Annotated in this window: 15 protein-coding genes and 1 pseudogene; 11 read left to right on the top strand and 5 right to left on the bottom strand. The window is 68.5% G+C overall.

Features of this window, described 5'->3' with window-relative positions; genetic code table 11:
* Together NI2_RS34490 and NI2_RS18480 are read left to right on the top strand one after the other, a co-directional pair.
* A pseudogene (locus NI2_RS34490) lies at positions 1-237 on the top strand (hypothetical protein); the annotation flags it as partial.
* A gap of 8 nt (positions 238-245) precedes the next feature.
* Complete coding sequence (locus tag NI2_RS18480) at positions 246-1,598, top strand: dipeptidase (protein WP_067492317.1); 1,353 nt, start codon at positions 246-248, stop codon at positions 1,596-1,598.
* On the opposite strand, the gene NI2_RS18485 is transcribed toward NI2_RS18480, so the two are convergent.
* Complete coding sequence (locus NI2_RS18485; protein ID WP_067492318.1) at positions 1,595-2,239, bottom strand: MBL fold metallo-hydrolase; 645 nt, start codon at positions 2,237-2,239, stop codon at positions 1,595-1,597. The two genes, NI2_RS18480 and NI2_RS18485, sit on opposite strands and share 4 nt — an antisense overlap.
* 97 nt (positions 2,240-2,336) lie before the next feature.
* Between NI2_RS18485 and purS the strand changes: the two genes are divergently transcribed.
* Together purS and purQ are read left to right on the top strand one after the other, a co-directional pair.
* Complete coding sequence (purS, locus tag NI2_RS18490) at positions 2,337-2,573, top strand: phosphoribosylformylglycinamidine synthase subunit PurS (protein WP_056818769.1); 237 nt, start codon at positions 2,337-2,339, stop codon at positions 2,571-2,573.
* Positions 2,570-3,247: a phosphoribosylformylglycinamidine synthase subunit PurQ gene (gene purQ, locus NI2_RS18495; protein ID WP_067492319.1), complete on the top strand. Its 678-nt coding sequence runs from the start codon at positions 2,570-2,572 to the stop codon at positions 3,245-3,247. Before purS ends, purQ begins: the two co-directional genes overlap by 4 nt.
* Position 3,248: 1 nt before the next feature.
* Here the strand turns inward: purQ and NI2_RS18500 are convergent, their stop codons facing one another.
* Positions 3,249-4,313: a substrate-binding domain-containing protein gene (locus NI2_RS18500; RefSeq protein ID WP_067492320.1), complete on the bottom strand. Its 1,065-nt coding sequence runs from the start codon at positions 4,311-4,313 to the stop codon at positions 3,249-3,251.
* A gap of 60 nt (positions 4,314-4,373) precedes the next feature.
* Here NI2_RS18500 and NI2_RS18505 point away from each other — a divergent pair, with 60 nt between their 5' ends.
* Both NI2_RS18505 and NI2_RS18510 read left to right on the top strand, forming a co-directional pair.
* Positions 4,374-4,805, top strand: coding sequence for a MarR family winged helix-turn-helix transcriptional regulator (locus NI2_RS18505; RefSeq protein WP_067492321.1), 432 nt, complete (start codon positions 4,374-4,376; stop codon positions 4,803-4,805).
* A gap of 61 nt (positions 4,806-4,866) precedes the next feature.
* A complete protein-coding gene (locus tag NI2_RS18510) occupies positions 4,867-6,159 on the top strand; it encodes a M18 family aminopeptidase (protein ID WP_067492322.1) in 1,293 nt (430 codons plus the stop codon).
* Here the strand turns inward: NI2_RS18510 and NI2_RS18515 are convergent.
* On the bottom strand, positions 6,111-7,406 hold the full coding sequence (locus NI2_RS18515) for a glycosyltransferase 87 family protein (RefSeq protein ID WP_243749834.1): 1,296 nt from the start codon (positions 7,404-7,406) through the stop codon (positions 6,111-6,113). The two genes, NI2_RS18510 and NI2_RS18515, sit on opposite strands and share 49 nt — an antisense overlap.
* Before the next feature lie 158 nt (positions 7,407-7,564).
* Between NI2_RS18515 and purL the strand changes: the two genes are divergently transcribed.
* On the top strand, positions 7,565-9,856 hold the full coding sequence (gene purL / locus NI2_RS18520) for a phosphoribosylformylglycinamidine synthase subunit PurL (RefSeq protein WP_067492323.1): 2,292 nt from the start codon (positions 7,565-7,567) through the stop codon (positions 9,854-9,856).
* A 15-nt stretch (positions 9,857-9,871) separates the two neighbouring features.
* The gene (locus tag NI2_RS18525) at positions 9,872-11,647 is read left to right on the top strand and encodes an alpha/beta hydrolase (protein WP_084476519.1); all 1,776 of its coding nucleotides are present in this window, start codon (positions 9,872-9,874) and stop codon (positions 11,645-11,647) included.
* Positions 11,648-11,674: 27 nt separating this feature from the next.
* Here the strand turns inward: NI2_RS18525 and NI2_RS18530 are convergent, their stop codons facing one another.
* On the bottom strand, positions 11,675-11,965 hold the full coding sequence (locus NI2_RS18530; RefSeq protein ID WP_067492324.1) for a YiaA/YiaB family inner membrane protein: 291 nt from the start codon (positions 11,963-11,965) through the stop codon (positions 11,675-11,677).
* Between the two features lie 187 nt (positions 11,966-12,152).
* On the opposite strand from NI2_RS18530, the gene NI2_RS18535 reads away from it, so the two are divergent.
* The 3 genes from NI2_RS18535 to NI2_RS18545 all read left to right on the top strand — a co-directional run bounded on the left by NI2_RS18535 (position 12,153) and on the right by NI2_RS18545 (position 15,032).
* On the top strand, positions 12,153-13,826 hold the full coding sequence (locus NI2_RS18535; protein WP_067492325.1) for an alpha/beta hydrolase: 1,674 nt from the start codon (positions 12,153-12,155) through the stop codon (positions 13,824-13,826).
* A 32-nt stretch (positions 13,827-13,858) separates the two neighbouring features.
* Entirely contained in the window at positions 13,859-14,509 is a 651-nt protein-coding gene (locus NI2_RS18540) for a CPBP family intramembrane glutamic endopeptidase (RefSeq protein ID WP_243749835.1), read from the top strand.
* A gap of 124 nt (positions 14,510-14,633) precedes the next feature.
* The gene (locus NI2_RS18545; RefSeq protein WP_067492326.1) at positions 14,634-15,032 is read left to right on the top strand and encodes a sterol carrier family protein; all 399 of its coding nucleotides are present in this window, start codon (positions 14,634-14,636) and stop codon (positions 15,030-15,032) included.
* 73 nt (positions 15,033-15,105) lie between these two features.
* On the opposite strand, the gene NI2_RS18550 is transcribed toward NI2_RS18545, so the two are convergent.
* Complete coding sequence (locus NI2_RS18550; protein ID WP_067492327.1) at positions 15,106-16,413, bottom strand: YhgE/Pip domain-containing protein; 1,308 nt, start codon at positions 16,411-16,413, stop codon at positions 15,106-15,108.
* Between the last annotated feature and the right edge of the window lie 195 nt (positions 16,414-16,608).

Here is a 16,608-nt window from a genome sequence, read left to right on the forward strand (position 1 = left end):
TCGGCGCTCGGTGACGACGGCGGTTCGGTGTGCCGGGATCCGGGCTCGGCCCACCTCAAGGCGAAATACCAAGCCGCGCTAAGCAATGGCGCATCAGGGCCCGGACAGCGCCCGGTGATCGGCTCGAAGGAGGCCGCCGAGGCGGTCGGCCAGGCGATCGCCGTCTACTGCCCGCAACACCTGGCCGACTACCGTGCACATCTCGACACCCTGCATCTCGACGACACGACGAAGTGAGGCCACCGATGACGAAGGCTCCCGATGTCGACGCGCTGCGCGCCAAGGTTTCCGGACTCATGGGCGAGGCGAAAAACGACCTCGCACAGCTGGTTTCGTTCCGGTCCGTGGCCGATCCGCGCCAGTTCCCGGCGGAAGGCTGCACGCGGGCCGCGCAGTGGGTGGCCGACGCTTTCACCGAGCTCGGGCTGACGGTCGGCCTGCACGAGACGCCCGACGGCAGCCAGGCCGTGATCGGGCACCGGCCGGGTCCGCCCGGCAGCCCGACGGTGCTGCTGTACTGCCACTACGACGTGCAACCACCACTCGATGACCAGGCATGGGAAACCCCGGTCTGGACGCTCACGGAGAAGGACGGCCGCTGGTACGGGCGCGGCGCCGCCGACTGCAAGGGCAATATCGTCACCCACCTCACGGCCCTGCGCGCGATCGGCCCCGACTTCCCGGTGGGCATCAAGCTGGTGTCGGAGGGCTCGGAGGAACAGGGCACCGGCGGGCTGGAGAAATTCGTCGTCGCGAATCCCGAGCTGCTCACCGCCGACGCCATCCTGGTCGCCGACTGCGGCAATTTCGCCGTCGGCCTGCCGACCTTCACCCAGACCCTGCGCGGGCAGGTGAATGTCGTCGTCACCGTGACGACCCTCGCCGGGCCGATGCACTCGGGCATGTTCGGTGGGCCGGCACCCGACGCGCTGGCGGCGATGATCCAGCTGCTGTCGTCCCTGCGCGACGAGCACGGCAACACCACCGTCGACGGCCTCACCGCCGACCAGCAGTGGACCGGGGTGCAATATCCACCCAAGGACTTCCGGGCCGACGCGGGCGTCCTCGACGGCGTGGACCTGATCGGCGGCGGCACCGTCGCCGACATGCTGTGGGCCCGTCCGGCGCTGACCGTGCTCGGCATGGACGTGCCCGCGGTGGTCGGCTCGTCGGCGGCGATCCAGCCCAGCACAAGAGCGCGGCTCAACCTGCGCATCCCGCCCGGCACCGACCCACAACACGCCTATGAGCTGCTGGAAAAGCACCTGCGGGCGCATACCCCGTGGAACGCGCGGCTCGACATCGAACTGGAGGGGCTCGGCGAACCGTTCGTCGCCGCCGAACACGGCCCCGCCCGCGACGCGATGTCCGAGGCGATGGCGACCGCGTACGGTCGACCGGCCACGACGGAAGGTCAGGGCGGTTCCATCCCCCTGTGCAATGTCTTCGCCGACACCTATCCGAAGGCCGAGATCATGCTGATCGGGGTCGAGGAACCGAAGTGCCTCATCCACGCGCCCAACGAGAGTGTCGATCCGAGCGAGATCGAGCACATGGCGCTGGCCGAGGCGTTGTTCCTGAGCACCTACGGGCGCTAGAACTGGTCCTGGTCCTCGGGGTCGATCACCCGGAACTCGGTACCAGCCGGCGCCATCTCGGCGAGGCGGCCGAAGTAGATGCCGTGCGCGGAGCGATCGATGATGCCGAAATGGATCGGCAGGGCGGTGCGTGGGTTGACCGCGCGCAGGTAGTCGACGGTGTCCCAGATCCGCATCCACGGGGCGACGGCCGGGATGGCGAGCACGCCGACCGGCACCGGCGGCACCCACAGCGAATCACCCGGATGCACCAGCTGGGCGGGGTCGGCGGCGGTGCCCAGCTGGAAGACCGTGTTGTCGATCACCGGGATCTCGGGGTGGATCACCGCGTGGCGGCCGCCGCCACCGGTGATCTGTAAGTCGCCGATGTCGAGCACCTGACCGGCCGATACCGGCTCCCAGCCCTCGCTGCGCTGCTGGGCCGTCTGCGGGTCGGACAGCAGCCGCGCGCCCGGATTGGCGTCGATCAGGTCGGCGATCCGGTTCGGGTCGATGTGGTCGGGGTGCTGGTGGGTCACCGCGATCGCGTCCAGACCGGTGATGCCCTCGAACCCGTGCGCGAAGGTGCCGGGATCGAACAGCACTTTCGCGCCGTGCAGTTCCACGAGGATGCAGGAATGGCCGAAGTGGGCGATACGCATGACCCGATGCTATGCGCCACCGACCCCGGAACGCGGGCACGACGGCCGGGTCAACTAGGATTTCTGCGTAACCCCCACACCACATGAGGAGCATTGCGTGGCACGAGTCGTGGTCGAGGTCATGCCGAAGGCCGAGATTCTGGACCCCCAGGGGCAGGCCGTGGTCGGCGCGCTCCCACGTCTGGGATTCGCCGGCATCTCGGATGTACGGCAGGGCAAGCGATTCGAGCTCGAGGTGGACGACAGCGTCTCCGACGCCCAGCTCGAACAGATCGCCGAGGCGCTGCTGGCCAATACGGTGATCGAGGACTGGAAGGTCGTCCGGGTCTCATGAGCACACGCATCGGGGTCATCACGTTCCCGGGGACGCTCGACGATGTCGACGCGGCCCGCGCGGTGCGCCTGGCGGGCGCCGACGCGGTGAGTCTGTGGCACGCCGACGCCGACATCAAGGATGTCGACGCGGTGATCGTGCCCGGTGGCTTCTCCTACGGCGACTACCTGCGCTGCGGCGCCATCGCCCGGTTCGCGCCGGTGATGGGCGAAGTGGTCCGGGCCGCCGGGCAGGGCCTGCCGGTGCTCGGCATCTGCAACGGCTTCCAGGTGCTGTGCGAGGCCGGGCTGCTGCCCGGTGCGCTCACCCGCAACGAGGGCCTGCACTTCATCTGCCGGGACGAATGGCTCACGGTCGAGGCGACCAACACCGCCTGGACCTCGCGGTACGAGCCGGGCGCGCAGATCCTCGTCCCGCTCAAGTCGGGTGAGGGCCGTTTCCAGGCGTCGACGAAGGTGCTCGACGAGCTGGAGGGTGAGGGCCGCGTGGTGTTCCGCTACTCCGGTGACAACCCGAACGGTTCGCAGCGCGGAATCGCAGGCATCTCCTCGGCCAACGGCCGGGTCGTCGGCCTGATGCCGCACCCCGAGCACGCCACCGAGGCGCTCACCGGGCCCAGCGACGACGGTCTCGGGATGTTCTTCTCCGTGATCGACAGCTTCGTCAACGCCTGAATCAGTCCAACCGGTCGATGATGTCGAAATCGACCCCGTCGGCCCGCGCCAGGTGCGTGGGGCCGACGGCCTGGTTGCCGAGGAAACCGCGCCGGGTGGCCGGGCCGTCGACGGCGAGACCCTCGGCCAGCCGGGCCTGCACGGTCGGCACGTCGAGCGTGCCGACGGTGTCGGCCACACTGCGCAGCAGGTGCACCGCCTCATAGGTGGAATTGCCGAACGTCGTGAGCACCGGGGCGAACTTTCCCTGGTGGCGGCGGTAGCGAGCGCGGCGGCCGTCGTTGTCGTCGAGGAAGAAGCTCGAGGCGACATACAGGTTCTTGTTGGCACCGGGGCCCGCGCTGAGCAGCACGTTCTCGTCCACCGCCGGGCTGAGACGCGGCAGGAAATCCGACAGCCCCACCGCGGTGAACTGCCTGTTGAAACGGGCGGTGTCGGCGCCGACCATCAGGATCAGGACGGCATCGGCGAACAGCAGGGCGGGTTCGTCCAGGAAGTTCGCGAAATCCGTGGTGCCCATCGGCACATAGCGTTCCAGCACGATATCGGCGGGCGAGGGCAGCGCGCGACGCAGCGCGTGCGCGGTATGGCGCGGCCAGACGTAGTCGTTGCCGATCACCGCCCAGCGGCGCACCCCCAGCTCCCGGCCCATCCACGCGGCGGCGGGCACGGTCTGGTGATCGGGATGTTCGCCGACCATCAGCACACCCGCGCGTTCGTCGGGCAGGCCTTCGTGGTCGGTGGCGTACAGATACGGCACCCGGCTGTCGACAGCGGTGGCGACCGCACGCCGCACGGCCGAGGTGTGCCAGCCGGTGATCGCGCCGACCATTCCGGTGGCGAGTAGCGCCTCGACTTCCGTGGCGACCACGCTCGGTGGGCGGCCGCCGTCGATGGTCGTGAGCCGGATCTCACGGCCGAGAATCCCTGTGCCGCTGTTGATTTCGTCTACTGCCAGCGATATCGCCGCAGTACAGGACGGTGCGATGATGCCACCCGGGCCCTGGGTGGGCACGATCGAGAGAATCTCGATCGTCTCATCCCGGCTCTCGTCGAAGGTGGGCATTCTGTACTCTATCGCCTAGCTCGAGCAGCATTGTTCGAATGAATTTCTCGGCAGGTGGGAATGCGATCGGTGTCCATCATAAGTGGCTGTTCCACGCTGCACGGCGCGCTGCGCTCGGCAGAGCGAAATTGGGTGCGCCGATTAGACGCGGCGCTGTCGGCCGACAACCTCACCGACGACCACTGGGCGATTCTCACCCAGCTGTCCACCGAGCACGGCGTGACCATGTCGGAGCTGGCTGCGCAGGCCCGCCTCGCCCCGTCCTCGGCCACCCGGCACGCCGACAATCTCGCCGAGCGCGGCCTGATCTTCCGCGTCGCGGCGACCGATGACCGACGGCGGATTCTCATCGGGCTGAGCAGCCTCGGCGCCAAGCTCGTGGCCAAGATCCGGCGGGAAGAACAGCTGGCCGAAGAGGAGTTGAAGGCGCGGCTGGGAGCCCGGCGCTACAACGACCTCATGGCCGCCCTCGCCGTCATCGCCGACCAGTAGCGGGTGCCGGTCCCGGCGTTCGGCCGCCGGCGCCGACGGTATTGCCCCTAGGATCGGCCCTATGCCGGTATCTCTGACTGCGGCCACGGCCAGTGGGTTGTGTGCGTTCATCGATGCTTCGCCGTCGCCGTTCCATGTGTGCGCCACGGTTGCGGCGGAATTGGATGCCAATGGCTTCACGCCGTTGACCGAGGCGCGGTCCTGGGACGACGCGGGTGGGAAACACTATGTGGTCCGTGGCGGTTCGCTGATCGCCTGGGCCGATTACGACGCGGCGCCCGCCGACCCGTTTCGCGTGGTCGGGGCGCATACCGACAGCCCCAATCTGCGGGTGAAGCAGCATCCGGATCTGGCCGGGTCCGGCTGGCAGCTGGTCGGGCTCGAACCCTACGGTGGGGCCTGGCTGAATTCGTGGCTCGACCGGGAACTGGGGATCTCGGGGCGGCTCAGTGTGCGCGACGGTGCGCGGATGCGCGATGTGCTGGTGCGCGTCGACGAACCGATTCTGCGGGTGCCGCAGCTGGCGATCCACCTGTCCGAGGACCGGCGCGGGGTGACGCTGGACCCGCAGCGTCACGTGAACGCCATCTGGGGCATCGGTGATTCGCCCGCCTCGTTCCTGGATTTCGTGGCCGAGCGGGCCGGGGTGGACGGTGACTCGGTGCTCGGCTGGGAACTGATGACCCACGATCTGGCGCCGAGCACCATCGTCGGCCGCCATCGCGACCTGGTGAGCGCCCCGCGCCTGGACAATCAGGGCACCTGTTACGCCGGACTGCAGGCGTTCCTCGCCGCCGCCGACGACCCCGGCGCGGCCACGGCGGTGCTGGTGATGTTCGACCACGAGGAAGTGGGCAGTCAGTCCGATCGCGGCGCCCAATCGGATCTGCTGCCCGCCGTGCTCGAGCGGATCGTGCTCGCCCGTGGCGGTGGCCGCGCGGATTACCTTGCCGCACTGGCCGGTTCGGTCGTCGCCTCCGGTGACATGGCACATGCCACGCACCCGAACTATCCCGACCGGCACGAACCCGCGCACCGGATCGAGGTCGGCGGCGGGCCGGTGCTCAAGGTCAACCAGAACCTGCGCTACGCCACCGACGCCGCCGGTGCGGGGGCGTTCGCGCTGGCGTGCGCCCAGGCCGAGGTGCCGTTGCAGCGGTATGTGCACCGCGCCGATCTGCCGTGCGGATCGACCATCGGCCCGATGACCGCGGCCCGCACCGGAATATCCACCGTCGACGTGGGCGCACCGCAGCTGGCCATGCATTCCTGCCGCGAGCTGATGGGTGCCGCCGACATCCCCGCCTACGCCTCGGCGCTGGCCGCCTTCCTCACGCCGACGCCACTGGACTGAGGCCGATAGGTGATCACCGCGTACACCAGGACCGCGAAAGTGGCCCACACGTAGGTACTTCCGATGATCTGCTGCCACCACGCCCAGTCCAGCTCGTGATCGCGGTTGTGCGGCAGCAACCATTGCGGGCCGATGATGAACACCACCGTGAACACGGCGACCAGCGTCGTGAACGCGCGCGAACGCCTGCGCACCGCCAGGTCGACGGCGACGACGAGCGCCGGCGCCACCCACACCCAGTGATGCGACCACGACACCGGCGAGACGAGCAGGATCGCGGCGGCGTTCACCAGCATGGCCGCGACGTCACGACCCGCCTCGATGAGCCGGTACATCCACACCGCCGCCAGCGTGATCGTCAACGCCGACAGCAGGATCCAGAGCGCGGTGGCGGCCGAGGAGTCGATGCCGAGCCGGTACAGGGTGCCCTTGATCGACTGGTTCCCGGCGAAATACGGGGTGCCGATGCGGCCGGTGTCGGTGACGGTGTGGAACCAGTACTGGACCGAGTCGCTCGGGAAGAGCAGGAAGCCGACGCCGACGGCACCGGCGGCCGAAACCACCAGCGTCGCCGCGGCTTTCCAATCGCGGCGCAGCAGGAAATACAGCAGGTAACCGGCCGGGATCAGCTTGATCGACACGGCGATGCCGATCAGCATTCCGCGGGGCCAGAACGGTTTACGCACCAGGATGTCGACGGTGACCGCGGCCATCAGGATCAGATTGATCTGCCCGAAATTGACCGTCTGCCGTACCGGTTCCAGGAACTGCGCCGCACCGAGACCGGCGATCACCACCGCCAGCACTGTGATCCGGTCGAACTCGGGTCGCACCCGGATCAGCACCAGCCACAGCGCCACCGCCAGACTCAGCAGCGAGGTGGTGAGCACGACCACCTCGGCGGCGACCAGCGGCATCACGGCGAGCGGGACGAAGAACAACGCGGCCAGCGGGGGATAGGTGAACGGCAGCCCGAGCCCTAGCACCGGAGGCATCGGGCCGTACAGGTCGCCGCCGTCGAGCCACACGCGGGCTCCGTTGCGATACACCTGCAGGTCGATGAAACCGCTCCACCAGTTGGCGACGAACGCGATCACCCCGGAGACCACGAACAAGGCGATCGCCGCAAGCAGCAGCCCGCGTCGCCGGTCAGGGCGCGAGTTCTGTTCCCGCCTGCCGCCCGACTCCGCCTCGCGCGCGGAAAATGGTGGCTCGACCTGCTCGGCAACCCCCGGACTTTCGTTCACGGCGTCAGCGTAACGGGTGCTCACCGTGGCGAACCGCAAGTGTGATCAGACCGAATCCGCGCACCAGCGGCGGACGGGGAGTACAGGCGGCGGGCCGCGACGGCCCTACCGATAGACTCGGAGCCAAGTTCCCCCGGCCGAAAGGACCCTGGTCTCCCGTGACACTGCAGGTCGACACCGTCGCCACCGCCGCAGCCACCCCGGATGCTCCGCAGCCGTACAAGGAACTCGGTCTCAAAGACGACGAGTACGCCCGCATCAAGGAGATTCTCGGCCGTCGGCCCACCGACGCCGAGCTGGCCATGTACTCGGTGATGTGGAGCGAGCACTGCTCCTACAAGTCCTCGAAGGTGCACCTGCGCTACTTCGGTGAGACCACCACCGACGAGATGAAGGCCTCGATGCTGGCCGGTATCGGCGAGAACGCCGGTGTGGTCGACATCGGCGACGGCTGGGCCGTCACCTTCAAGGTAGAAAGCCACAACCACCCGTCGTACGTGGAGCCGTACCAGGGCGCGGCCACCGGCGTCGGCGGCATCGTGCGCGACATCATGGCCATGGGCGCGCGCCCGATCGCGGTGATGGACCAGCTGCGCTTCGGCGCGGCCGACGCCCCCGACACCCGTCGCGTGGTCGACGGTGTGGTGCGCGGTATCGGCGGCTACGGCAACTCCCTCGGCCTGCCCAACGTCGGCGGCGAGACGGTGTTCGACGCCTCCTACCAGGGCAACCCCCTCGTGAACGCGCTGTGCGCGGGCGCGATGCGCACCGAAGACCTGCACCTTGCCTTCGCCTCGGGCGCGGGCAACAAGATCATCCTGTTCGGCGCGCGCACCGGCCTCGACGGCATCGGCGGCGTGTCGGTGCTCGCCTCCGACAGCTTCTCCGGCGACGAGTCCGGCACCGGCCGCAAGAAGCTGCCCGCCGTGCAGGTGGGCGACCCGTTCACCGAGAAGGTGCTCATCGAGTGCTGTCTCGACCTGTACAAGGCCGGGCTCGTGGTCGGCATCCAGGACCTCGGCGGCGCCGGACTGTCCTGTGCCACTTCCGAACTCGCCGCGGCGGGCGACGGCGGCATGCACATCGACCTCACCAAGGTGCCGCTGCGCGCCAAGCACATGACCCCCGCCGAGATCCTGTCGAGCGAGTCGCAGGAGCGCATGTGCGCGGTGGTCACCCCCGAGAACGTCGACGCGTTCATGGCGGTGTGCAAGAAGTGGGACGTGTTGGCCACCGTCATCGGTGAGGTCACCGACGGCGACCACCTCGTCATCAGCTGGCACGGCGAGACCGTGGTCGATGTGCCGCCGCGCACCGTCGCCCACGAGGGCCCGGTGTACGAGCGCCCGGTGCAGCGCCCGGACTACCAGGACGCGCTGATCGCCGACACCACCGCGAACCTGCCCCGGCCCAAGACCGCCGACGAGCTGCGCGAAACCCTGCTGACCATGCTGGCCAGCCCGCAGCTGTGCAGCCGCAAGTGGATCACCGAGCAGTACGACCGCTACGTGCGCGGCAACACCGTGCTCGCCGAGCACGCCGACGCCGGTGTGGTTCGCATCGACGAGACGTCCGGGCGCGGCATCGCCCTTGCCACCGACGCCTCGGGCCGCTACACCAAGCTCGACCCGTACACCGGCGCCCAGCTGGCGCTGGCCGAGGCCTACCGCAATGTGGCGACCACGGGTGCAACCCCGAAGGCCGTCACCAACTGCCTGAACTTCGGTTCGCCGGAGGACCCGGGCGTGATGTGGCAGTTCCAGCAGGCCGTGCGCGGCCTCGCGGACGGTTGCGCGGCGCTCGGCATCCCGGTCACCGGCGGCAACGTGAGCTTCTACAACCAGACCGGCAAGGACGCCATCCTGCCCACCCCGGTGGTCGGCGTGCTCGGCGTGATCGACGACGTGCACCGACGCATCCCGACCGGTCTCGGCCTCGAGCCGGGCGAGTCGCTGATCCTGCTCGGCGACACGCACGACGAACTCGACGGCTCCATCTGGTCGCAGGTGGTGCACGGGCACCTCGGTGGTGTGCCGCCCAAGGTCGACCTGGCCCGGGAGAAGTTGCTGTCGGAGGTGCTCGTCTCCGGTTCGCGCGACGGCATGATCTCGGCCGCTCACGACCTGTCCGAGGGTGGTCTCGCGCAGACCGTCGTCGAGGCCGCGCTGGCCGGTGAGACCGGTTGCCGCATCGTGCTTCCCGAGGGCAGCGACCCGTTCGTGCAGCTGTTCTCCGAGTCGGCCGGGCGCGTGCTCGTCGCGGTGCCGCGTTCGGAGGAGACCCGGTTCACCAAGATGTGCGACGCACGGCAGCTGCCGTGGGTGCGCATCGGCGTGGTCGACCAGGGTTCGGATTCGATCGAGGTGCAGGGCCAGTTCTCGGTGACGCTCGCGGAATTGCGTGAGGTGTTCGAGGGCACGCTGCCTAAGCTGTTCGGAGCGCACACCTAGAGGAGGAGCCGAGCTTTGACCACATCGGAGAAGAGCTCGGCACCCACCGGCGCCACCGTTGCACCCGCCGACAACCCGTTGTTGCGCGGGGTGCACCTGGTGGAACGGTTCTTCCACCCGAACTACACCGGGTTGCTCGTAGCGACCATGCTGTTCGGCTGGTCGCTAACACCGTCGCTGCTGCCGCGCGACTGGTTCTTCCAGGGCCTGATCAGCGGCATCAATGCCACGATCGGGTACGGCCTCGGGTGTGGGCTGGCCTGGGCTTGGCAGCGGTGGGTGGTGCCGCGGGTGACGGTGCCGGAGCGGATCGCCGCGCGATGGGCGCAGCGGCCGCGGTGGACGCTGATGGCGGTGAAGGCGCTGATCGTGGTGGCGTGCGTGGTGTTCGCGGTGCTGATGTCGATCCAATCGGGCCGCTGGCAACGCGAGATCACCGATCTGATGGGGATGGCGCCGGTTTCGGACTCCTACGCGCGCACAGTGTTGCTCGGCGCCGCCGTGGTCGGGCTGCTGATCTGGATCGCGCGCGCAGTGCGCAAGTTGGTGCGTGCGGTGGCGCGCGGTCTCAATCAGTGGATTCGGGTGCCCGCGTCGTTCGCGCGACCGCTCGGAGTGCTGATCGTGGTGATCGGCGCGGTGCTCCTGTTCAACGGCGTGTTGGCGAAAGCCTTTTTCACCGTGGCCAATTCGGCGTTCAGCGCACGCAACAGCCACACTTCCGCACACGCGATCCAACCGACGTTGCCCGAACGGTCCGGCAGCCCCGGCTCGCTGGCGGCATGGGAAACACTCGGTTCCGAAGGCCGCTGGTTCGTCTCGAACGCACCGACCGCGCTGGCCATCAGCCAGGTCACCGGCAAACCGGCCCGCGAACCCATCCGGGTATACGCGGGACTGGAATCGGCCGACGGGTTCGAGGCGCAAACCGACCTGGCCGTGGCCGAACTCGAACGGACCAAGGCCTTCGACCGCAAGGTGCTGGTGGTGATCAGCACCACCGGTACCGGCTGGGTCGACTCGACCAGCGCCGAATCGGTCGAGTTGATGTTCGGCGGGGACAGCGCTCTGGTCGCCACCCAGTACTCGTACCTGCCGAGCGCGCTGTCGTTCCTGTCCGACCGGGACAAGTCGATGAGCATGGGCCGCATGCTGTTCGACAAGGTGTACGAACGCTGGTCGACGCTGCCCGAGAACGCTCGGCCCAAGCTGCTCGTCTACGGAGAAAGCCTCGGTTCCCAGGGGTCGGAGGGCGCGTTCTCCGGGCTGGCCGACATCCGCAACCGCACCGACGGTGTGCTCTGGGTCGGCCCGCCCAACTCCAACCGGCTGTGGTCGGAATTCGTCGCCCGCCGTGATCCGGGGACCGACGAGATCACCCCGATCTTCGCCGACGGGCTCTCGGTGCGCTTCGCCGCCAGTGCCGATCAGCTCGCTCGGCCGTCGGACAAGTGGACCGATCCGCGCATCGTCTATCTGCAGCACGCCTCGGACCCGGTGGTGTGGTGGTCGCCCGATCTGCTGTTCAGCAGACCCGACTGGCTCGGGGAGAAGCGTGGTCCCGATGTGTCACCGGCGATGTCGTGGTATCCGATCGTCACCTTCTGGCAGGTGGCGGCGGATCTGCCACGGGCGCAGTCGGTCTCGAACGGGCACGGCCACAACTACGGCAACCTGGTGCCCGATGCCTGGGCGGCGATCGCTCGACCACCGGACTACACACCGGAATCGGCGCAGCGGATCCGGCTGTTCCTCGAAGAATCCGCCGCGACCGAGCATCAGCTGAAGTAGCCGAACCCCTCGATCGGCTACTTCCGGCTACGAGACCGACTTGAACGGATTGTGTTCGGCGATCAGCTGTTCGATGCGTGCCTCGTCGAGGCGGCTCATCACGGTCTGGGTTTCCTGCTGATCGCGCACCACCTTGGCGAGGGTGAAGCAGCTCGTCACCAGGAACAGGCCCGACATGGCGAGGAAGGCGCGCTGCCAGCCGTCCAGCGGCAGGTAGGCGATGCCCGCGCCGGTGCCGAACAGGCTGACGGCGAAGGCGATCGCGGCCTGGGCCATGTAGGCCGTGGTGTTCTTCGGCTTGGCATTGGGTGTGCTCATGGAACAAGCATGGGCGGCGGGGGATTGCCGCGGGCGCGTGAAACTACTCACCGGCGATGGGTAGTTGCCGAAAGTGACCGACCCACCACCCACAACCTCTGCCCCCGGCGCGCCCGCCAGCCATACTTGATCGGTGTCTGCGACCGGGTCGACCCTCGTCACGCTGCGTACACGCGGCAAGCGGGTGATGCGGCGCGTCGAGGACATCGTCGATCTGAACTACCCGGGGCTCGTCGTCGCCACCCTGTTCTTCGCGCTGTCGGTGACGCCTTCGCTGGTGCCGCGCGACTGGTTGTTCCAGGGGCTCATCAGTGGGATCAACGCGGCCATCGGGTACGGGCTCGGGTGTGTGCTCGAGTGGGCGTTGCGGCGGTGGGTGCGGCCACGGATTCCGCTGTCCGGGCCCCCTGACCGGGTGCGATACGCCATCAAGGCCGTGGTGCTCGTGGTGTGCGCGGTCGTGGCGGCTGGGATGCTCGTGCAGTCGGCGCGCTGGCAGCGCGAGATCACTTCGCTGATGGGGATGGAAGGTACGACTACCCCCGCGTATCTGCGGACCGGGCTGCTCAGTGTGGCCGTCGGGGTGGCGGTGGTCGCGGTGTACCGGACGGTGCGTGCGCTGATCCTCGTGCTGGCCCGTCAGCTCAACCAGTGGGTGCGGGTGCCGCGCGAATTGGCGCCATCGGCCGGGGCTTTGGTGCTGGTGGTGTTCGCGGTGACGGTGTTCAACGGGGTGGCCTCGCGGGCGTTCTTCGCCGTCGCCAACTCCGCGTTCAGCGTGCGCAACGACCGGACCACCGAGTACGCGGTGCAGCCGGTGTCGCCGGAGAAGTCCGGGAGCCCGGCTTCGCTCGCGCCCTGGGAGACTCTCGGTTTCGAAGGGCGGTGGTTCGTCGCCAACGGACCCGACGCGGCCGACATCGCCGCGGTGACGGGAAGACCTGCGCGCGAACCGATCCGGGCGTATGTGGGGTTGGAATCGGTGCGCGGGGAGCAGACTGCGGCCGAGCTGGCGGTGGCCGAACTCGAGCGGACCAAGGCCTTCGAGCGGGCGGCGATGGTGGTGGTGACGACCACCGGGACCGGGTGGGTGAACGGGATGGCGGCCGGTTCGCTCGAATATCTCTACGGCGGTGACACGTCGATCGTGGCCACCCAGTACTCGTATCTGCCCAGCGTGCTGTCGTTTCTGTCCGACCGGGAGAAGGCCGCGGCGGCGAGCCGTGAGCTGTTCGACGCGGTGTACCGGCGGTGGTCGGCGCAACCGGAAGAGCTGCGGCCCAAGCTGTTCGTGTACGGCGAGAGTCTCGGGTCGCAAGGATCGGAGGAGGCCTTCGACGGGTTGGCCGACCTGCGGGAGAAGGTCGACGGGGCGCTGTGGGTGGGGCCGCCCAATTCCAATCGGCTCTGGCGGCAGTTCGTGGCCCGGCGCGATCCGGGTTCGCGAGAGGTGGCACCGGTTTATGCCGATGGGCTCGTCGTCCGATTCGCCGACGACGCAACGGATTTCGACTCGCCAGAGGTATGGCGCGAGCCCCGCATCGCCTACCTGCAGCATCCGTCCGACCCGATCGTGTGGTGGTCGGCGGACCTGATCCTCACCCGGCCGGATTGGTTGCGTGAACCGCGTGGCGACGATGTGTCGACGCAGATGCGATGGGCGCCGTTCGTGACGTTCTGGCAGGTCACGGCCGATCTCACGAACGCACAAGGGGTTTCGGATGGGCACGGGCATCGGTACGGGAGTCTCGTGCTCGACGGTTGGCTGGCGGTGACGGGGCTTTCGGTGAACCCGGATGTGGTCGAGAAGGCCAGGGTGGCAGTCGAATCCGCCGAGAAGCTGGAGCGGGAGGTGAAGTGAGAGCCGGGGAGAACGTGGTTGGTGCTGTCGGTGTGGCGCTGTGTATACCGCCGGTGTGGAACAACTGGGTTCTGCCTGCCCTCGGTCTGCCTCTGCGCGGACGATCGGTGGCCAACGTGCTGTTCGCCGGCGCGTACACCGGGGTGTTCCGTGGTCGCCCGAACTGGTTGTCCACCAGCGGTTTACGGTGGGGTCTCGGAAGTTCTGCGGTGGTTCTCGCGGGTTACGGCGTGGTCTTGGCCGTTCCGGCACTGCGCAAGCTGCCCGCCGAAGTCGCGGTGCGCGTCCCCGAAACCTCCACCCTCGAATGGATCGCCGTCCACATTCCCGTCGGCACGGTCCTGGCCGAGGAAGCCGTCTTCCGCGCCACCCTCGACCCGCTCCTCGATTCCCGCGGCTGCCCGCCCGTCGGCGGCGCCGCCGACTTCGCCCTCTGGCACATCCACCCCGCCCGCACCGCCGGTGACTCCCTTCCCGTCACCCTGGCCGCGACCACCCTCGCCGGCCTGGTCTTCAGCGCCCTGCGCCGCCGCGCCGACAGCGCCACCGCCCCAGCCCTCCTGCACCTCACGATCAACGCGGGCGGCGCCCTGTTGCCCGCCCTGGCCGCCTACGTCGAGACCCGACTTGCCGCCGGATCAGGCATCGGCCGGCTGCGAGGCCCGATGACCATCCAGCCCTAGGGGCGGCTGCGATGCTGTGGACCGCGCTGCTTGGGCGACGGTTTCGCCCCTCTCGGCGCGTCTGGCAACTCGGGACATACGGTTTGTCGATTGCTGTCGGGGGCGGTCGGTAGCGTTGCGCGCTATGGCTGGTCGGAATGTGGTCGATCCCGCTCAGGTGCGGGCGGCGGTGTTGGCGGTGGCGCAGTGGTTGGGAGATGCGGGTGCGGCGGCGCCGGGGCGGGGGGAGCTGGGGGCGGCGGTGAAGGGGACGGCGCGGGCGTTGGCGGCGAGCGCGCCGGGGCATTCGGTGGAGGTGCGGGTGCCGCCGTTCGTCGCGGTGCAGTGCATCGAGGGGCCTCGGCATACCAGGGGGAATCCGCCGAATGTGGTGGAGACCGATGCGCGGACGTGGTTGTTGCTGGCCACCGGACTGCTGGAGTTCGACGACGCCGTGGCTTCGGGCGCGGTCTCGGCTTCCGGGACCAGGGCCGCGGAGATCGCGGGCTGGCTGCCGATCGTTCCCTTGTCCGCACCGCGCTGAACCGAGACGTGGCCGGACCTGCGCGACCGGTGCGGTCCCTGCGCCGCACGGTGACTCCCCGCCGCGCGCATCGTCAGTCGGAGTGGTTCTTGCGGTGCAGGCCCTTGTAGTCGTAGTAGCGGGTGATGATCGTGCCCGCGACGACGGCGATCGCGACGCCGAGCAGTGCCATCCAGATGCCGCGATCGAGGCCGGCCGAGTAGTTCGCGTCGAAGTACAGGATCGAGCGCACGCCGAGGAACACCTGGTGCATCGGTTCGAATTCGGCCAGCCAGGACAGGTAGGTCGGGGTCGCCTCGATGGGCACGGTGCCGCCCGAGGAGGGCAGGCCGAGGATGACGAACAGCACCAGGTTCACCAGCAGGCCCGCCGTGCCGAGCGCGGCCAGCGTCATCAGCGCCGTCCAGCCGACCGCGACCATGGCGAGCACCGAGTACAGGTACAGGGCGAGCGGATTGTCGACCGGCATGCCGACGAGCTTGGCCGCCAGCAGGAACACCGCCGAAACCACCACCGCGACAACCGTCGACACGCCCCACTTGACGAGCAGGGTGTGGAACCGGGAGATCGACGACGTCGGATAGTGCACGAACCACGGCCCGTACTCGGTTGGCACGAAACCGAACTGCGCGTCGACCATCGTGTGGATGACCATCGCCCCGACCATGCCCGCCAGCAGCAGGAGCAGGGCGTAGAAGAAGGCCGTCAGGCCCTGGCCGGTGCCGGGTGGCAGCGGCCGGTACTCCTGGGTGACGGTGTCGATGGGACTCTGGAGGCTCAGCATCGCCGCACCGGAGATCTGCGGTGCGGGCGCGCCCTCCGGCGTCTGCGCGAGAGTGGCCTGCACCTGGTCGACCAGCTGCACCCCGACCTGCTTGTCGACCTCGGCCAGCGCCTGCTCGCCGATCCGCTGCACGATGGCGTCACCGTAGGCGCCCATGCGCGGATTGGTCTGCAAGGTGATGATGGGCTTCTCCATCTCGCCCGGCACGATCGAGCCCGCGCCGAGAATTCCCAGGCGTTTGCTGAAGTCACCGGGGATGACGATCGCGCCGTACACCTGGCCGGTGCGCAGCAACTGCTCGGACTCCGGCTTGCCGACCACCCGCAGGTCGATCTTGTCGGCGGGCACGTTCGCGACGAGCGCGTCGGTGACCTGCTTGCCGAAGTCGACGCGGCGCTGCTGACCACCGGTGTCGAGGACATCGCCCACGTCGAGGTTCACCAGCGCGACCGGGAAATCGTGCAAATTCTTCTCTGGATCGGCGACATAACCCAGGTACATCACCCCGAGCAGGCCGGTGAGCACGGCGAGCACCAGTGTCGGGGCGAACACAATCTTGGCCCAGTGACGCCGCGGGCGCGTCGATGTGTCGAACATCGCTCCACGGGCGGACGTCTTGCGGGAATCACTCGGCGTCGACCTGGCGTTTTCACTGTTCGAACGCGATTCACCGGCTGCAACGTCTGCGCTGTCGTCCGTCGTCACAACCGGCACGGTAACAGCTCCACGCGGCCGATCAGGGTGTTCCGCGCGGAGATTGCTGCCGGGATGCGAGCACCCGTGGTACGCATC

The sequence above is a fragment of the Nocardia ignorata NBRC 108230 genome, assembly GCF_001612905.1.
GTDB classification, from domain to species: Bacteria; Actinomycetota; Actinomycetes; order Mycobacteriales; family Mycobacteriaceae; genus Nocardia; species Nocardia ignorata.